Raw genomic sequence first — 16,595 nt, 5'->3', positions numbered from 1 at the left:
GTCCGGGTATAAAAATTGTGTTCCTTGTGTACACGACACTCAACGACGCCGGCCTCGCGGTCTACAGTCTGGCGAGCGGTGCGTCAGTGCTGTTCGACACCAAGTACCACGGTCAGGGAAAAGCGATACACACTCAAAGGGGCCCCTGCAAAGGTGAGATGTGCCAGGGGAGCTTGGGCGGTTCAAGCACCCGACTTGTAATCGGGAGTTCGGGGGTTCAAATCCCTCCCCTGGCTTCTTTTCAGGGCAGGTTTCTGTGTCCGTCGAGTAGTTCCTCCTGGTCGACGTTCGAGACCGCGAGCGCAAAGGTGTCGGCCCGAGCGAGGTCGGTGGCGTACTCCCAGACCTCGTCGGGTTCGATACCGTGGAGGACGACAACGTGGGGTGTCGGCTTTATCACTCGCTGTGCGACGAGCGGCGACTCACCCCGTGTGACGTTGGTAAATACCAGCGCACGGTTGGTACTCTCCCCGTAGAGGCTATAAAAGTCGTCGCTGGAGAGGCGCCGGATTGCCTCGATGCTGTCGATGACAGTGTGCCCGGCGACGGCATCACGGTTTCCCCCGACCAGCTCCGTCGCACCGATTGCCTCGTAGTATCGGTCGAGCGGGATATTCGCAGGGTACTCCCGGAGGTCCAGGACAACGTCGCTGTCAAATCCCGCAGAGAGGACGCGCGTATACTGGTGGATGTGCTTGCCGCCGCGTCGCTCGTCAATGTCGAGCAGTGCCGCTATCGACCGCTGTATGATGTCGATGCCGGGGTTTTCGCGCCGACCGCTCTCGTAGTCGGAGATGACCGACGGCGAGATGTCGAGCGCGTCGGCGAGGTCCGTCTGTGCGATTTCGAAGTCCACTCGCCACTTTTTGAGCGTCGCACCCGGGTCGTCACTGAGTGTCACTTCGCCTGCTATCTTCTCGGCCAACTGCTCCCGTGCCCCACGTGCCATATCAGAGCACACCTCTCGTCCGCGACAAAAACGTATCGGTGGCGGGGTTCGTGGCTCGTAGTGGTTACTGTGAGTCGTTACGCCCGTGGCAACAGCAGACGGATTTTACGCGATGTGACACGCTAGTCCGGTGACGTGGTCACGAACCGTACCGCAGTAATCACTATCAGTCCGCCCCGGCCGGGACTGCTCCACTACCCTCCGTTCGGGCAGGGGTGACGACATCCGCGTCGGCCGTCTCCATCAGGTCGTCAAACGTGGCCATCTCCGACTCGTAGGCCTCGTATACTTCCTCGAACTCGTCCATTGTCGACTCGAATGCGCGCATGATTTCGTCGAAGTCGTCCATCGTTACTACAGTATACCCGCTCTGGCTCCCTCATTTGTATGCCAAACGTGTTACTGTATAATGCTTGTATTCATGGGTAACTAGTTTGGCATAGAGAATCAGGCACTGTCGGAGGGGAGGTCACTCTCCCTGGCGGCCCGCGGCAGTCGGACCCGGACGCGACAGCCGCGGTCCGTGTTCTCGAACGAGATGGTCCCGCCGGCGCGCGTGACGAGCCAGTTGACAAGCCACAGACCGACACCGCTCGTGTGTTTCAGCGGCGTCTCTTGGCCGTCGACGATAGTGTCGATTTCCTGCTGCTCGATACCCGGCCCTTCGTCTTCGACGGCAATGACCGCGTGGGTATCGTCGCTTGCTTTCGTATCGTATCGGAGCGTTACCGTCGGGGTGTCGCCCTCGCTGTGGACGAGTCCGTTCGTGACCAGTTCTTCGAAGGCCGCCACGAGCGAGGGCCCTCCCGAAACGTCGAGTCGCTCCGGGAGGTCGATGACGACCTCGCCTTCGGGGCGGGTTGTCCCGGCGCCGAACTCGCCCCGGAGTTCCGTCGCCAGGTCCAGTGCCCCGTCTTCGTCTGCGTCGAGAAGGCGTGAGAGTCGACCCACCTTGTCGCTTCGGGCTACCACGTCGTCCAGACTCTCAATTGCCTCGTCGAGTGTGTCTGGGTCGGCCTCCAGTTGCATCTTTGCCAGTTCTATCTTGCCGCGAACGACGTTTAGCTCGTTGCGGACGTTGTGCCGGAGTATTCGGTTCAGTACGTCCAAACGTTGCTCGCGCTGTCGGCGTTCGGTAACATCTCTGAGACTTACGACCCGGCCTGAGAGCACACCGTAGGCTCCTGTCAGTTCGGCGACCTGCAGGTCGAAATACCGCTGTCTCCCGCCGTGCTCTAGCGCGACAGTCGCCTGGTTTTCCCGTTCTGTCACCCGCTGTGCCAGTCGAGGCTGTACCGCCGACAGTGGCGTCCCGAGTACCGTCTCGTCGGCATCGAACAGGTCGTTGGCTGCAGGGTTATGGTCGATAATCCGCGCTTCGTCGTCGAGAATGAGAATCGCGTCGTCGAGTTCTGAGAGAATCGCCTCTCGGCCGGCGTCGCGCGTCGCTGGGGCGACGCGTGCGAGTTCGGGTTCGAGAACGACGACAGCGATACCGAGGCCGGCGAGGACGTAGCCGATACCGGCAGCGTCGAACTCCGACCTGAACGGACCGAGAACGGTCGCCGCGTTCAACACGGCAGGAATCGAGATTGCCATCAGCAACACCGTCCCCTGCAGGCGGACGCGCTGGTTTCGCTGTAACACAGTCCGGAAGACCAGCGCCATCCCGGCCACCAGCAGGAGGTAGACGAACACCTGGTGGCCCCAGAAGCCGAGCCCACGTTGGACGCTGACGACGTTGAACTCGCCGCCGACGCTGGCGATGTCCGTCTCGGACCAGACCAGGCCGTGGCCGCGGTTCGACCAGGCGAGGGCGGCCACCGCCGTCGGTTCGACACTCAACAGCGCGAACAGCCGCCTGTCGGGTGTCCGGACACCCGTGTACTGAAGCGCAAACACGAACCAGGCCGCCGGCGCAACCGCCGACAGGACCAGCGACACTCGCGTCCAGAACAGCATGGTTTCGTACTCCCCAAGTGCCACCGTAAGCCCTTCCGCAACTGTCCACACCGACGCACTCACCAGCAACACAGCCAGCACCATCGCCCCCGGCGTGTCTCGCGCCCGCCAGGCAAACAGCGCGAGACCCGCACCGACGGCGGCGGTGAGCAAGACCAGCGGGAAGTACCACGACGTGACCATCTCGACTCTCGACTGTTGGGTTGATGCTCTGATAAAGCTGGCCGTGGTAGTGTATTCGGTGGCGGGCTAATTGCCGCGACTGTCGCGCTACTGGGGGGACACAAGCCCAGCAGGACGGTCGCCGGGTAGTTCGTCTCTGTCGTGCGGAGCCTCGAAGTCGAGGTCCGGTCCGGCCGCGATTATCCGCGTCGGCGTCACGTCCGGATGCGTCGTGTAATAGTGTTCTTTGATGTGGCTCATCTCGACGGTCTTGGCGACCCCAGGCGTCTGATAGAGGTCACGCAGGTACGGCCCGAGGTTGTCGTACTGGTGGATGAACTGCTTGTTACACATGAAGTGTGTATGATAGACTTGGTCGAACCGAACCAGCGTCGTGAACATGCAGATGTCGGCCTCGGTCAGTCGGTCACCGGCGAGGTACCGCTGGTCGGCGAGTGTTTCGTTCCAGTGGTCGAGCGCCTCGAACAACTCAGTCACGGCCTCGTCGTAGGCATCTTGTGATTTGGCGAAGCCAGCGCGATAGACGCCGTTGTTTATCGGCTCGTAGATGTCCTCGATAATCTGGTCGACCGTCTCCTGGTACCCCTCCGGGTAGAGGTCGACATCGCTGGTGGCGAACTCCTCGAATTCGGTGTCGAGCATCCGGAGAATCTCCGCCGACTCGTTGTTGACGATTGTCTCCTCGTGTTTGTCCCAGAGCACTGGAACGGTCACCCGACAGGTCGCATCGGGGTCGGCTTCGACGTACAGTTCGCGGAGGTAGTCACTGCCATACAGCGAATCCTCGGTACAGCCCGCCTTCTCGGGGGTGAACTGCCAGCCGCCTTCGTCACGGAACGGGTCGACGTAGTCGACGGAGATGACGTCTTCGAGCCCCTTCAGCGAGCGGGCGAGCAGCGTCCGGTGTGCCCACGGACAGGCATAGCAGACGTAGAGATGGTACCGGCCGGCTTCAGGCTGGAACCGCGCGTCTGGGTCGTCCCGAATCCGGTTCCGAAACGGCGTCGTCTGTCGCTCGAACTCTCCATCGTCGTTGGTTGATTCGAACGCGTCTGTGCGCCACTCGCCGTCGACGAGCATATTCATACCGCTGGGTTAGGACCAGACACTAAAGACTGCTTGGCTCGAACGCAGTCTGCTCGCCCGAGGCCGCTACCGTACCGGTCAGTAGTGCCAGGGATACTGCCGGAAGTTTGGTTCACGACCCTCGTTGAAGGCGGTTCGCCCTTCGGCGGCCTCGTCAGTCATATATCCCAGCCGGGTCGCCTCTCCGGCGAAGACCTGTTGACCGACCATCCCGTCGTCTGCCATGTTGAAGGCGTATTTCAGCATGCGTATCGCCATCGGTGACTTGCGCGTGATCTGGTCAGCCCAGTCGAGTGCCACGTCTTCGAGGTCATCGTGGGGAACGACTTCGTTGACCATCCCCATCTCGTGGGCCGCGTGGGCGTCGTAGCTCTTGCCGAGGAAGAATATCTCTCTGGCCTTCTTCTGGCCGACCTGCTGGGCGAGATAGGCCGAGCCGAATCCGCCGTCGAACGAGGCCACGTCTGCGTCGGTCTGTTTGAACATCCCGTGTGCCTCACTCGCCAGCGTGAGGTCACAGACGACGTGCAGTGAGTGTCCACCGCCCGCCGCCCAGCCCGGCACAACACAGATGACGGGCTTTGGCATAAACCGGATGAGCCGCTGGACTTCGAGAATGTGGAGGCGACCGACGCCCTGGTCGGCCGCAGGTTCTTCGTCGTCCTCGTACTCGTACCCGGAATCGCCGCGAATCGACTGGTCGCCGCCCGAGCAGAACGCCCAGCCGCCGTCTTCGGGCGAGGGGCCGTTCCCGGTCAGAAGCACACAGCCCACATCTGCCTGTTTTCTGGCGTGGTCGAGGGCCCTGTACAGTTCGTCGACGGTTTCCGGCCTGAAGGCGTTGCGAACTGCCGGCCGGTCGAAGGCGATTCTGACCGCTGGCACCTCCGTCCCCCGGTGGTACGTTACGTCCTCGAAATCGAACGCGTCGACCGACTCCCACTGCGAGTCCGCAAAGAGCTCAGAGACCATATTCGCCTTTCGGCCAGTGACTATTTGTGTCCGGTGGTCCGTCTGACGGGCCGAGAGGGCGACAAATACCGCCAGCACCGCAACTAATTATGCGTGGTGTCCGTAGATATAGTATAGATGAGCTACTCGAAAGTCCACACCGACGACGTTGAGAAAGTCTCTGACGCCATGCACTTTCTCGGCGACCCGCTCGATTGTCGGCAGGTGGGGGTCACGATGGTCCGGTGTGACCCGGACTGGAAGGGGAAACCACACGACCACACCGACGACGGCCACGAGGAAGTGTACATCCTCATCGATGGCGAGGCGACCGTGCGAATCGACGACGAGGACGTTTCGATGGTCAGCGGCGACGCCGTCTGGATTCCGCCCGAGGCCACCCGGCAGATTCGTAACGGTGACGGAGAGAGTTCGTTCGTTCTGGTGAGTGCCCCCGAAAACACCGACACGGCCAAAGAGTCACAGTGGGTCCCACGCGGGGTGCAAGGCTGAGGGCTCTCGGAGACTCCCTCAGCGCCGTAGCTGTGTCCCACAGTAATAACAGTATTGGTCGTCACTGGCGATGCGTGCCCCGCAGTCGTCACACTGGGCCCCTCGTCTCTGGTCTACATTCTGTGTGTCTGGCGTCGACGCTGACGGAATGGGTTCCCCACAGTAGTAACAGAACTGGTCGTCTTTCATCGCAGTCTCGCCACAGTCGAGACAGTACTGTGCCATCTACCGATATTCAGGGAGACTGCAAAATAACAGTTACCCCCCGGTGAGTGACGGTTGTAAAGCCCCTGGACAAATTTACCTTCTACATTCACCCAAAATTAGATAAAAATAAGTGACCCCCAATGCTATCCTGTGTCAATCGATGACTTTCACCGACCTGCACGACGCGACACTCGACAGAGTCGTCGAGGAGGGACTCGCCGCTGTCGACCGAGAGCTGTTTGTCGTCAACCCCGGCCGCGAGACGGTCCGAACGGTCGTTCGAACGCTGTGGACGACGCCGGAGACGCCGACGGTCAAGCTGTTTGCAGAGGAATCGACGCTCAAAACCGTCCTCGGAGACTTCCTGATTGCGAGTCGGCTGGCCGACCTCGTGAGCGACGAGCGACTCGCTGTCCGAACGCTGGACGAGGTGCCCCGCTCGTCGCTGTTTTTAGCTCCGGAGTTGCTGGTCAGTCTCGTCGATGGGGGTGACAGCGTCGCCGCCCTCTCCTCTACCGACGAGGGGTTCGTCTCTGGGACACACGAAGAGTATACGCGACGTTGGGAGCGCTCGGCGCCGTACTCGCTCCGAACGCCGCCGCTGTCTCGCGTCCGGGAGACGATGAGCGAAGACATCAGTGCCGAGGCCGTCGAGGACTTCGACACCGCCCTCGACGCCCTCGAAACTGCCCGCGGCGACGGTGAGGGGCTCGATGAGGTGACAGTTGCGTTGCTCGTCGCCGCCAACAACAGAGAGTTACTGTACGACATCAGTCGCTGGGGCGAGGACATTAGACTCGCCAGCAAAGCGACGTTCTCGCGGACAAAAAACCAGCTCGAGTCCATCGGCCTGCTAGATACCGAGAAAGTCCCAATCGAGATGGGACGGCCCCGACTCCGCCTGGTGCTGGGAGAGCGAGACCTCGTCGATAGCGAGATAGAGACGGTTGTCGAGCGCGCCAAGGCGACGCTGTCTTGATACTGGTGGCTGTATGCACGTGACGATTCGACGCCGGAAGCGGAGCGTAAAGTGTCTGTAATCCAGTATCTCAGACACCCGCGAGTAAAAGAATTCTACCCATCCGTATGAGCTACCTGCCCTCGAAACGCTCCCAGATTGTCGGCGTCGGAATCGCGTCGACCCGGGCTACGAGCGGGCGATAGCCAAACACCAGTATCACCACCAGCGAGAATTCGATGAGCGGGTTCTGGCTTCCGACGACTGTCCGAAACGTAGCCATTGCCACCAGTACGATGACGACGAGTGCAGCGTAATGTGGGAGGAGTTCGAGAATCTCGTCTCTGTCGACCATGCCAGGCGATACTCGACCGCGGATTAAAAGACGGTCGGAACAGCAGAGTCTCGTCTAGACGACAGTGACAACCGTCACACACGATGGACACGTAGCTGCGGTGATACGGTTGCCCCGCTCGCTCTTGTAGTCGATGACCATCTCGGCTTCCGAGATTGGTTCGTCACAGTCCGGGCACCGCCCCAGTATGGTGTTGTCGACAGTCATATCGGAATTTGAGTTGCGTGTCTCATCTCCGGTAACGTGGGCTATCTACATAAGCCTGTGTCAGACACCGGTCAGACGAGTCGTCACCTTGCAGGGACCGGGAGGTACTATAGGGAACACGCCATATGAGACGGTATGGACGGAAAAACCGTCGTGGTTACTGGAGCGAGTACGGGAATTGGCCGCGCAGTCGCGCTCGATTTTGCAACTGCCGGTGCCCACGTCGTCATCTGTGCCCGGGACGCAGACAGTTTAGAGGAGACGGCTGCCGATATTTCGGAGGCAGGCGGGGACGTGACCGCCAAACGGGCAGACGTTCGAGACGAGTACGATGTCGAACACCTGATGGAGATTGCGGCGTCTGAGGGAGGAAACATCGACGCTGTCGTCGCCAATGCAGGGGTTTATCACGGCGATACCGGCGAGACACCTCTGGACCAAGAGAGTTACGCGGCGTACGACAACCACCTGAAGACCAACGGCCGCGGCGTGTTCGCGACGCTCCGAGAGGCGGTGCCGCACCTGGCTGACGACGCGCGGCTCGTCGTTTCCTCGGGCGCAGTCGCGCGGAAGAAAGCCGAAGGCTTTGGCTCGTATGCAGTCTCGAAAGCGACTGCCGAGGCGATTGCCCGCGGCTTTGCCACGGACACGCCGTACGATGTCTGTGTCATCGACCCCGGTCTCGTCGCCACGGAGCTGTCGGGACCTGACGGCCACGACCCCGAAAACGTCGTCGAGCAGTACCGGTGGGTACTCGACGACGCACCGGCGGAGGAACTGGACGGAAGCGTCATCGACCGCCGAGCGTTCCGGAAAGCCCAGCGCTGAACCGACGGCTCGCTTTCTGCTTGCAAACAGCTGTTTAGAGCGGTGGTCCGCACCTGAAATAACTGTGAAGAATAATAGAATAGCAAATATTATATCAGTGCATTACGTACCGTGCTGTACATGACACAGTACGTCGCAACGAGCCCGGGTCTGTACCCGCTGCCGGACTGGTCGAAAGAGCAGCTACAGGACCTCAAGGGCAATCAGCGAGAAGACCTCATCGACGGGACCGAGTCCCAAGAAATCGAGTCGGTGTACGCCGAGGTACGCGAAGAACTCATCGCACGACAACAGGAGGCCGAACTCGACCGCATCGTAGAAGGACAGGGCCGGTGGGACGATTTCATCGCCCATCCGCTTGCGGTCCACGACAGCGTCGAGACGCGCGGTATCGTCCGATACTACAACAACAACAACTTCTATCGGGAGCCGGTCGTCACCGACGAACTGACCTTCGACGGCGACGTTGCGGCCGAACTCGACAAGGCGAGTGACCACGTTGGGGCCGGGCTTCAGGGCGTACTCCCGGGGCCGTACTCGCTTGCCGACCTCGCTACCGACGACTACTATGGCGACGAGGACGAGTTTCTGGCGGCTATCGCGGAGTTCCTCGCCGGCGAACTCGACGCATTCGAGGGTGTCGAGACCGTCTTCTTGCTCGAACCGTCGCTCGTCGAAAATCCCTTCGAGAACGACCGCGGTGAACAGGTGTCGACGGCTGTCGACACGGTGGCATCGGCGACCGACGCGGACGTGGTCGTCTTCCCCTACTGGGGTGCACTGGAGGAACACGTCTACGCACACCTGCTCGATGCCGACTTCGAGGCACTCGGGTTCGACCTGATTGCTGACCACGACTCGAACGTTTACAACGCCCAAGAGTACGGCACCACCGACGACGTGGCGCTTGGCATCGTCGACGGCAAGAATACACTCGTCGAGGACGCTGAAACCGTCCGAGAACGCATCGAGTGGTTCGAGGGGCAGACGCCCTCTGAGGAGTACGGCACGGTCTACGCGACGGCGAACGTCGAGCTGTCCTATCTGCCGGTGTCCAAATTCGAGCAGAAACTCGACGCGCTCGGTGAGGCGACCAGACAGGAGGTGGTCGCATGACGCGCGAACAGTTCCGCCCAGACGACCACCCACACGACCACTTCCTGTTGACGACAGTGGTCGGCTCGTACCCGAAACCGAAGTGGCTCCACCGGGCACGTGACCTCTGGAACGACGAGGATTCGAAGTTCGACGACGAAAGCTTCGACGAGGCGAAAGACGATGCGTCCCGGCTGATTACGAACGAACACGAGCGCGCCGGCATCGACGTCGTCGTCGACGGCGAGATGCGGCGCAACGAGATGGTCGAATACTTCGCTCACCGTATCGACGGCTGTGAGTGTAACGGCCCGGTCAAGGTCTGGGGGCACAACTACTTCGACAAGCCAAGTGTCGTCGACGACATCTCCTACGGTGAGGAGTGGCTGGTCTCCGAGTACGAGTTCACCAGTGATGTCTCCCAACGCCCGGTGAAGGTCCCCATCACGGGGCCGTACACGCTCGCGAGCTGGTCGTTCAACGAGGTCTACGAGGACGAAGAGACCGCAGCGTACGAGTTCGCAGACCTCGTCAACGAGGAGGTCGAACAGCTCGTCGACGCCGGCGCACGCTACATCCAAATCGACGAGCCGGCGCTGGCGACGACGCCCGACGACCACGCTATCGTCGGTGAGTGTCTGGAACGCATCGTCGACGGTATCCCCGAGGACGTGCGTGTCGGTCTCCACGTCTGTTATGGCGATTACTCGCGTATCTATCCCGATATTCTGGAGTTCCCCGTCGACGAGTTCGACGTGGAGCTCTGTAACGGCGACTACGAACAGCTCGATGTGTTCAAAGAGACGGAGTTCACGAAAGACCTCGCGCTCGGTGTTGTCGACGTCCACGACAAAGAGGTCGAATCCGTCGAGGAAATCAAAGCGAACATCAAGAAGGGTCTGGAGGTCGTCCCGCCTGAGCAGTTGACAGTCAGCCCGGACTGTGGGCTCAAACTCCTCCCCCGCGAGGCTGCCTTCCAGAAGATGGACAACCTCGTCACCGCGGCCCGAGAAATCGAGGCCGACCTCGACGCCGGCGAAATCGAGTACGGCGAGGCTCCCGTTCCTGCCGACGACTGACGCGGGCGACAAAGCATTTAGGGACGCTCGTTCTCTGTGGTGACATGCACAGACGCAGGGACGTTCTCGGCGCGCTGGGGCTTGCCGGTGCCGTATCACTCGCTGGCTGTGGCCTCCTGCAGGGGAGTTTCGAACAGGCGGCATCTCCCGCAAGCGTCGAGGCGAGCACGCTGGACGAGCGAGGCTTCGAGCACCGCAGCACAGAGGAGCTTAAGTTCACCGAGACAGTCGAGGCGGTGGGGCAGTCTCGTGACCTCAGCCTGACCAACTGGCTCGTGCTGTTTGGCAAGCCTGCGGGCGGTTTCGGTCCCGACGCGGCGCAGTTCTATCTCTTCTCGACGCCGAGTGTGACCGTCGCAGGTAACGAAATCAACCCCTTCAACGACTTCGGTGCCGAGCAGTTGCTCGGACGCGTCGCGGGCGGTGGCGCGAGCCTCGACAAGCAGGGGTCACGGACCGTCGAGGCGCTCGGCAGCGAGGTCACCTTCGAGCGGTTCCGGACCGAGCGCCAGATTGCGAGTCAGTCGGTGACTGCCACCGTCCACCTCGGACAGTTCTCGAACGACGGTGACCTGCTCGCGGCTATTGGGACACACCCTGAAGCGATAGACGAGACAGAATCCATCGACGCCCTCGTCGGTGCCATCGAACATCCGTCCGAGTCAGCGTGACCGACTACTCGACCGGTCGGAAGACGATGACACGGTCGCCTGTCGTCTCCGTCTGGTCGATACCGAGTGTCACCTGCTGTCCGATTTCGACGTCGTCTACGCCACGCATTTGACCGGTAATGTTGACCGGGCCGAACGACGCGACGGCGACAACGTAGGGGGCGTCGTCGGCGAAGGTCGGCCCCGAGACGTGGGTTGTCGTCTGTGTCAACACGTCGCCAGTTTCGGGCAGGGGTTTCTCGACGAGGTCGGTCTCGCCGGTTTCGGGGTCACAGTTCCGTGGCGGCAGCCAGCCGTTGCCGCTCGGGCTCTCGAGGTAGTACGGCTCACCATCTTCGACGGCATCGAGGAAGTCGTCGTAGCCGTCGTCACGTGCGTCGTAGCTCATCCGTCCACCTCCAGGACGTGAACGACACAGCTTGCAACGGTCCCACCCGCGTTGTGGGTCACGCCGGTAGTCGCGTCTTCGACTGCGTCGGAATTGACGTGGTCGCCTCGGAGCAGCTTCGTCAGCTCGGATATCTGCCCGCAACCGGTCGCACCGACCGGGTGACCTTTGGCTTTCAGGCCGCCGGAGAGATTGACCGGGAGGTCGCCGTCGATGGCCGTCTCCCCGTTTCGGGCCGCCGAGATTGCCTCACCGGGCTCATACAGCCCGAGTGATTCGAGCGCGAGTACCTCGGCGATGGTGAAACAGTCGTGTACCTCGGCCACGTCGATGTCGTCTGGTCCGATGCCTGCGTCCTCGAAGGCCATCTCGGCCGCCCGGTCGGCTGCCGGCGTGTGACACATTGACGCGCGGTCACCGAGCGCGAAGTTGTCGCTGTGCTGGCCAGCCCCCCTGATTCGGACCGGCGCGTCGAGATTGTGTTCGGCCGCGAACTCGTCACTGACGAGGAGTGCCGCGCTCGCGCCGTCGCTCATCGGCGAGCAGTCGAACATGCCAAACGGTGAGCAGATGGTCGCAGCGTCGAGGACTTCCTCGACGCTAATCGCCCGCTGGAACTGCGCGAGTTCGTTGTCGACGGCGTGGTCGTGGTTCTTGACGGCGATGTGGGCGAGGTCTTCCCGACTGCCGCCGTACTCGTGGAAGTAGCGATTCGCCATCAGCGAGTAGGCTCCCGGGAACGTCATCCCCGCACGAATCTCCCACAGGGCGTCGGCAGCCGCCGAGAGCGCCTCGGTGCCGTCGGGCGTCGAGAGATTCGTCATGCGCTCGCCGCCGCCGACGAGTACCACGTCTGCCAGCCCACTGCGGACTTTCTCATAGCCCAGGCGGACAGCCACCCCACTTGAGGCACAGGCGCTATCGATGCGCGTCGCCGGTGCCTGCACGCCAGCAGCCTCCGCGGCCAGTGGGCCCTGATGGCCCTGTTGCTCGGCGAACTCGCCCATGTAATTGCCGAAAAAGACCTCCTCGACGGCATCGCGTGGCACGTCTGCGTCTTCGAAGGCCTCGCCAGCGGCGTCACCGAACATCTCTCGGACCGTCCGTTCTCTGTGGCGGCCAAACGGCGTCATCCCGACGCCCGCAATTTTGACGTCGTTTACCATTCCATGCCCCCGTTGACGCCCAGTACTTGGCCGGTCATGTAGCTCGATTCCTCGCTTGCGAGAAACCGCACGATACCGGCGATGTCGTCGACCTCGGCGAAGCGGTCCAGCGGTATCCGTTCGAGAATCTGCTCTTTCACACGGTCAGGTACCTCTGCGAGCATATCAGTCTTAACAAAGCCGGGCGCGACACAGTTGGCCGTCGAGTTGTGGTGTGCCAGCTCCAGCGCAATCGTCCGGGTAAAGCCAAAGAGGCCGCTCTTTGTCGTCGCGTAGTTTGCCTGCCCGTAGTTCCCCTGCTGGCCGACCACCGACGAGATGTTGATGAGGCGACCGTTCTCGGCTTCTCTGAGGTCTTCGAAGCAGGCCTTCGTACAGTTGTAGACGCCGCCGAGGTTCACGTCGATAACACGCTCCCAGTCCTCGCGCTCCATGTTCTCGAATTTCTTGTCGACGGTGATGCCCGCGTTGTTGACGAGTACGTCGACCTGGCCGAACTCTTCTGTGACGCCGTCACACATCGCCTGGACTGCCTCGAAGTCCGACACGTCGGCCTGTGCGGTGACCGCCGAGCCGGGCCCCTCCTCGATAGCGTCCTGAACTTCGTGAGCAGCCTCCTCCGAAGACCGGTAGTTGACGACGACGTTCGCTCCGTGTGTGCCTAACTCCTCGGCGATACCTCGCCCGATTCCTTTCGATGCGCCTGTAACAAGACAGGTTCGGTCGTCTAGTAACATCTGTATCTCGGCGTTCGACGGCCACCACCATAAATGTAGTTTCGACCTACTTTCCACTCAAATAAAGTGCCGCTCCATCCCCGAGATGCTCCCTATCGACGCTCGTGTTCGTCGAGCAGGCGCTCGTAGACCGGCCAGGATGCATCGGACTCTGGCGGGTCGGTGGTCTCGCCGTCGACGACGACGCTGTTACCCTCTTCGACGACACCGGCGACGCCGACCGGCGTTCCTCTCTCGGCGAGTGCGTCACGAACGGCGTCGCTGTGACCGGGGTCGACCGTGACGACCAGCGTCCCCGAGGACGTCGCACGCCAGGGGTCCATTCCGAGTGCGTCCGTCGCTTCGCGTACGCCCGGTCTGACCGGGATGCCGTCGGTGGCGATGTCGAACCTGACGCCAGCGCTTCCTGCCATCTCGTGGAACGCTCCGACGAGTCCGCCCTCGGTGGCGTCGTGCATCGCAGTCACGCCCTCGATACTGGCGATGGCTCTCGCGTCCCGCACCGCGCCCGTCTCGTCGAGCCGTGACTGGGCGGTTGCAAGCGTGGACTCGTCGAGCGAGAGGTGGTCGGGAAACAACGTCGTCAGCAATCCGACCGCCTCGACCGCCGGCCCCTTCGTGACAAGTACCACGTCGCCCGGGGTAGCGCCGTTCGGATAGATGATGTCGTCGTGCTCGCCGACAGCCATCGCCGTCCCGTGACCGACCCACGGGAACGTACAGCCGTCGTAGCGGGCAGTGTGACCGGTCGTCACGGCGACGCCGAGGTCACGACACTCTCTGTCGATAGCCGTCCAGACAGCGCCGAACTCCTCGTCTGTCATCTCCGGTGGAAGCGCGAACGAGACGGCGAGATGCGAGGGGTCCAGTCCCGAGACGGCAACGTCTGTGAGGACGAATCGGATGGCGAACTCACCGGCGCGCTCGAAGCCAAGCTCTGGCAGAACCGAGATAGGGTCTGTCGCGAGCGCGAGGGCGGCGCCATCCACGTCGATGACGCCGAAATCGACGCCGTGTGCCGGTCCGGTCGATACGTCTGTTCGAGACGCACCCAGCCGCGAGGCGATGACGTTCTCGAAGAAGCTACGGTCTATCTTACCGGTCTCAGGCATCTTCCTCAGTCACGGCCGCGAAGGCGAACCGTGGTTTCACGTCCTCGATTTCGACGTGGACCGTCTCGCCTTTCTCGGCACCCGAGACGAATACGGTGAACCCGTCGATACGGGCGATACCGTCGCCTTCTGAGCCGGTGTCGACAACGTCGACCTCGAGTTCGTCGCCGGCGCGAACCGGGGCAGTCAGTCGATTGCGTGCCACGAGATACAGCTCAGAGGACTCGTCACGCGACGCGTCCGGGCGCATCTGGCGGACGTACTCGAATGCCTCGTCGATGTCGGCTTCGAGGTCGTCCAGGTCGCGGCCGTCGAAGACCTTGGCGACGAAGTCGCCGCCAGAAGAGAGGACGTCCTCGGCCACATCGAGGGCTTGGCGGACCAGGTGAACAGACCGGGCGTGGTCGAGGTCGTAGTCGCCGGTCATGTTCGGTGCCATATCCGAGACAACCACGTCGACCGGCCGCTCGTCGTCGCCCCCGAGGACCTCTCTAATCTCATCTCTGGTCCGCTCTTCGGTGATGTCGCCACGGACGTACTCGACGGTCGCGTCGGCCTCGTCGAGTTCGTCGATTCGCTGGCGGTCGACGCCGACGACGGTCCCCTCGTGACTGACGCGCTCGGCGGCGACCTGGGTCCACCCGCCCGGCGCGGCACCGAGGTCGACGACGGTGTCGCCGCGGTCGAGCAGGTCGGCCCGGTCGTCGAGCTGTGCCAGCTTGAACGCCGAGCGAGCGCGGTAACCCTGCTGTTTCGCTCGGTTGTAGTACTCGTCTTTTCCAGTCATCGTTGCCACCACGACAGCGGTGCTGTCGGCGAAGCGCTGTTCATATCTCAGATAACGACACCGACCGGGAAAGGCACGTCGGAATTGCCGCCCGGGCTGTAGGGCTGTTGAGAGAGCGGTATCTCGGCTCTATCCGGCGACGAGAGTCAAACAGGCATTTGACCCACACGAAGGCGTTTATCAGTGCCCGTTGTTGGTCCGAGTAGAGATGCAGGTCACCCGCCGCAAGCTACTGCTTGCAACCGGCGCGACGGTCAGTCTCGCCGGCTGTATCGGCAACTCCGACGACGACGGAAACGACACGACGGACGACACCCCGAACGGAACTGATACGCCAGACGACACTCCCGACGACGACCCGGAGAACCGAACGGCCGAGATAGCGTCCGATGTCTTTCATCTCCCACCGACATCGAGCCGCCCGCTCTGGGCACGCGACGAGAGCGCGACCGGCTTCGTGACCGTGCTTGAAGACGAGTATGACGAGCCCTGGATGGTCGACGACCCCCGTGAAATCGATGGCCTCCGGTCCTGGCTCGACGAGAGCGACCCGGACGCGTCTTCGCTGGTCTACGTCCAGACCGCAGCGCCAAATGCGTGTTACCGCCGACTCGATGTCGCCGAGGTCGGTATCGAGAACGACAGTATCGTCGCTACCGCGAGCGCAGTCGATACCAGCGAGGACGACGAGATGTGTGCCACAATGCTGACGTATCCGTCGGCGCTGGTTCGCGTCACTGCCGACGGTCTGCCAACTGATGCCACGGTCTCTGTCACCGACGGCTGGGGCGAGTCCGCCGAAATCGCCGCCGACGGGCGCTACGTCGACCCCAAGCACCTCCCCGGTCACGTCCGTCCCGGTGGTGACCCGCCACGGGTGGCGGAGTTCTCGTGTGACGACGATGGCTTCGAGCGCCTCACCGGTCCCGAGAACGCCGCGATAGGCGAGGTTCACGACGACGAAGAGCTGACCTACGCGATGCGGGTCCAGACGCCGAGCGGCGACGAGGTGCAGGTCACGCTGTGGAACGTCTCGACGAACACCCAGCACACCGGGAACCGGCACAAGTGGACACTCCAGGTGCTGACGACGGACGGCTGGCAGCCCGTTCGTGGGACCGACGGCCGACAAGTCGGGTACACGGACGAGGCAATCGAACACCGCCCGGGCGGTGGATTCGAATGGACCTTCGAGATGACCGAAGAGGGCGTCGTCTCGGGACACGCACACGAGGAGACACTCCGGGTCTGTCCCGACCTCCAGGCCGGGCGATACCGCTTCGTCTACGACGGTATCGTCAGCGGCGAACCCCTCGCCGTCGAGTTCCACTACCAGGGGTAACCACGAGATATTTAGCTTG

Annotated in this window: 20 protein-coding genes and 1 tRNA gene; 8 read left to right on the top strand and 13 right to left on the bottom strand. The window is 62.1% G+C overall.

What is annotated here, in order from left to right:
- Window positions 1-162 precede the first annotated feature (162 nt).
- A tRNA-Thr gene (locus BLR34_RS03770) sits at window positions 163-236 on the top strand.
- A 5-nt stretch (window positions 237-241) separates the two neighbouring features.
- On the opposite strand, the gene BLR34_RS03765 is transcribed toward BLR34_RS03770, so the two are convergent.
- From BLR34_RS03765 to BLR34_RS03745, 5 genes are all read right to left on the bottom strand, one after another.
- On the bottom strand, window positions 242-949 hold the full coding sequence (locus BLR34_RS03765; RefSeq protein ID WP_092699597.1) for a helix-turn-helix domain-containing protein: 708 nt from the start codon (window positions 947-949) through the stop codon (window positions 242-244).
- A gap of 166 nt (window positions 950-1,115) precedes the next feature.
- Window positions 1,116-1,298: a hypothetical protein gene (locus BLR34_RS03760; protein ID WP_092699595.1), complete on the bottom strand. Its 183-nt coding sequence runs from the start codon at window positions 1,296-1,298 to the stop codon at window positions 1,116-1,118.
- 98 nt (window positions 1,299-1,396) lie between these two features.
- A complete protein-coding gene (locus BLR34_RS03755; RefSeq protein WP_092699593.1) occupies window positions 1,397-3,094 on the bottom strand; it encodes a histidine kinase N-terminal 7TM domain-containing protein in 1,698 nt (565 codons plus the stop codon).
- Window positions 3,095-3,181: 87 nt separating this feature from the next.
- Complete coding sequence (locus tag BLR34_RS03750; RefSeq protein ID WP_092699591.1) at window positions 3,182-4,180, bottom strand: glutathione S-transferase family protein; 999 nt, start codon at window positions 4,178-4,180, stop codon at window positions 3,182-3,184.
- Window positions 4,181-4,258: 78 nt separating this feature from the next.
- Complete coding sequence (locus BLR34_RS03745; RefSeq protein WP_092699989.1) at window positions 4,259-5,152, bottom strand: 1,4-dihydroxy-2-naphthoyl-CoA synthase; 894 nt, start codon at window positions 5,150-5,152, stop codon at window positions 4,259-4,261.
- A gap of 117 nt (window positions 5,153-5,269) precedes the next feature.
- Between BLR34_RS03745 and BLR34_RS03740 the strand changes: the two genes are divergently transcribed.
- Window positions 5,270-5,644, top strand: coding sequence for a cupin domain-containing protein (locus tag BLR34_RS03740; protein ID WP_092699589.1), 375 nt, complete (start codon window positions 5,270-5,272; stop codon window positions 5,642-5,644).
- Window positions 5,645-5,662: 18 nt separating this feature from the next.
- Here the strand turns inward: BLR34_RS03740 and BLR34_RS03735 are convergent, their stop codons facing one another.
- The gene (locus BLR34_RS03735) at window positions 5,663-5,869 is read right to left on the bottom strand and encodes a double zinc ribbon domain-containing protein (protein WP_092699587.1); all 207 of its coding nucleotides are present in this window, start codon (window positions 5,867-5,869) and stop codon (window positions 5,663-5,665) included.
- Window positions 5,870-6,011: 142 nt separating this feature from the next.
- Here BLR34_RS03735 and tbsP point away from each other — a divergent pair, with 142 nt between their 5' ends.
- Window positions 6,012-6,830 carry a transcriptional regulator TbsP gene (gene tbsP / locus BLR34_RS03730; protein WP_092699585.1) on the top strand — a complete coding sequence of 273 codons (819 nt, stop codon included), beginning with the start codon at window positions 6,012-6,014 and terminating at the stop codon, window positions 6,828-6,830.
- Between the two features lie 112 nt (window positions 6,831-6,942).
- Here tbsP and BLR34_RS03725 read toward each other — a convergent pair whose 3' ends face one another.
- Entirely contained in the window at window positions 6,943-7,164 is a 222-nt protein-coding gene (locus tag BLR34_RS03725) for a hypothetical protein (RefSeq protein WP_092699583.1), read from the bottom strand.
- Between the two features lie 54 nt (window positions 7,165-7,218).
- Entirely contained in the window at window positions 7,219-7,371 is a 153-nt protein-coding gene (locus BLR34_RS16860) for a DUF7837 family putative zinc-binding protein (protein ID WP_176765232.1), read from the bottom strand.
- A 135-nt stretch (window positions 7,372-7,506) separates the two neighbouring features.
- Between BLR34_RS16860 and BLR34_RS03720 the strand changes: the two genes are divergently transcribed.
- The 4 genes from BLR34_RS03720 to BLR34_RS03705 all read left to right on the top strand — a co-directional run bounded on the left by BLR34_RS03720 (window position 7,507) and on the right by BLR34_RS03705 (window position 11,044).
- Window positions 7,507-8,199: an SDR family NAD(P)-dependent oxidoreductase gene (locus BLR34_RS03720; RefSeq protein ID WP_092699581.1), complete on the top strand. Its 693-nt coding sequence runs from the start codon at window positions 7,507-7,509 to the stop codon at window positions 8,197-8,199.
- A 120-nt stretch (window positions 8,200-8,319) separates the two neighbouring features.
- Window positions 8,320-9,315 (top strand): 5-methyltetrahydropteroyltriglutamate--homocysteine methyltransferase, encoded by a 996-nt coding sequence (locus BLR34_RS03715; RefSeq protein WP_092699579.1) that lies wholly within the window; start codon window positions 8,320-8,322, stop codon window positions 9,313-9,315.
- Window positions 9,312-10,373: a methionine synthase gene (locus BLR34_RS03710; protein WP_092699577.1), complete on the top strand. Its 1,062-nt coding sequence runs from the start codon at window positions 9,312-9,314 to the stop codon at window positions 10,371-10,373. The genes BLR34_RS03715 and BLR34_RS03710 overlap by 4 nt, the downstream gene beginning before the upstream one ends.
- A 44-nt stretch (window positions 10,374-10,417) precedes the next feature.
- Window positions 10,418-11,044, top strand: a complete 627-nt coding sequence (locus BLR34_RS03705) for a DUF6517 family protein (protein ID WP_092699575.1) — start codon at window positions 10,418-10,420, stop codon at window positions 11,042-11,044.
- 4 nt (window positions 11,045-11,048) lie between these two features.
- Here the strand turns inward: BLR34_RS03705 and BLR34_RS03700 are convergent, their stop codons facing one another.
- From BLR34_RS03700 to BLR34_RS03680, 5 genes are all read right to left on the bottom strand, one after another.
- Complete coding sequence (locus BLR34_RS03700) at window positions 11,049-11,432, bottom strand: Zn-ribbon domain-containing OB-fold protein (RefSeq protein ID WP_092699573.1); 384 nt, start codon at window positions 11,430-11,432, stop codon at window positions 11,049-11,051.
- Window positions 11,429-12,598, bottom strand: a complete 1,170-nt coding sequence (locus BLR34_RS03695) for a thiolase domain-containing protein (RefSeq protein ID WP_092699571.1) — start codon at window positions 12,596-12,598, stop codon at window positions 11,429-11,431. Before BLR34_RS03695 ends, BLR34_RS03700 begins: the two co-directional genes overlap by 4 nt.
- Entirely contained in the window at window positions 12,592-13,335 is a 744-nt protein-coding gene (fabG, locus tag BLR34_RS03690) for a 3-oxoacyl-[acyl-carrier-protein] reductase (protein ID WP_092699569.1), read from the bottom strand. Before fabG ends, BLR34_RS03695 begins: the two co-directional genes overlap by 7 nt.
- Window positions 13,336-13,427: 92 nt before the next feature.
- Entirely contained in the window at window positions 13,428-14,447 is a 1,020-nt protein-coding gene (locus BLR34_RS03685; RefSeq protein WP_092699567.1) for an AIR synthase family protein, read from the bottom strand.
- Window positions 14,440-15,234, bottom strand: a complete 795-nt coding sequence (locus BLR34_RS03680) for a 23S rRNA (uridine(2552)-2'-O)-methyltransferase (RefSeq protein ID WP_092699987.1) — start codon at window positions 15,232-15,234, stop codon at window positions 14,440-14,442. Before BLR34_RS03680 ends, BLR34_RS03685 begins: the two co-directional genes overlap by 8 nt.
- A gap of 208 nt (window positions 15,235-15,442) precedes the next feature.
- On the opposite strand from BLR34_RS03680, the gene BLR34_RS03675 reads away from it, so the two are divergent.
- Window positions 15,443-16,576 carry a hypothetical protein gene (locus BLR34_RS03675; RefSeq protein ID WP_092699565.1) on the top strand — a complete coding sequence of 378 codons (1,134 nt, stop codon included), beginning with the start codon at window positions 15,443-15,445 and terminating at the stop codon, window positions 16,574-16,576.
- Window positions 16,577-16,595 lie beyond the last annotated feature (19 nt).

Origin of the sequence: Halovenus aranensis (assembly GCF_900100385.1) — an archaeon.
Taxonomy (GTDB): domain Archaea; phylum Halobacteriota; class Halobacteria; order Halobacteriales; family Haloarculaceae; genus Halovenus; species Halovenus aranensis.
Note: the sequence above shows the minus strand (reverse complement) of the source record. Positions and strands in the feature narration are given on the sequence as shown.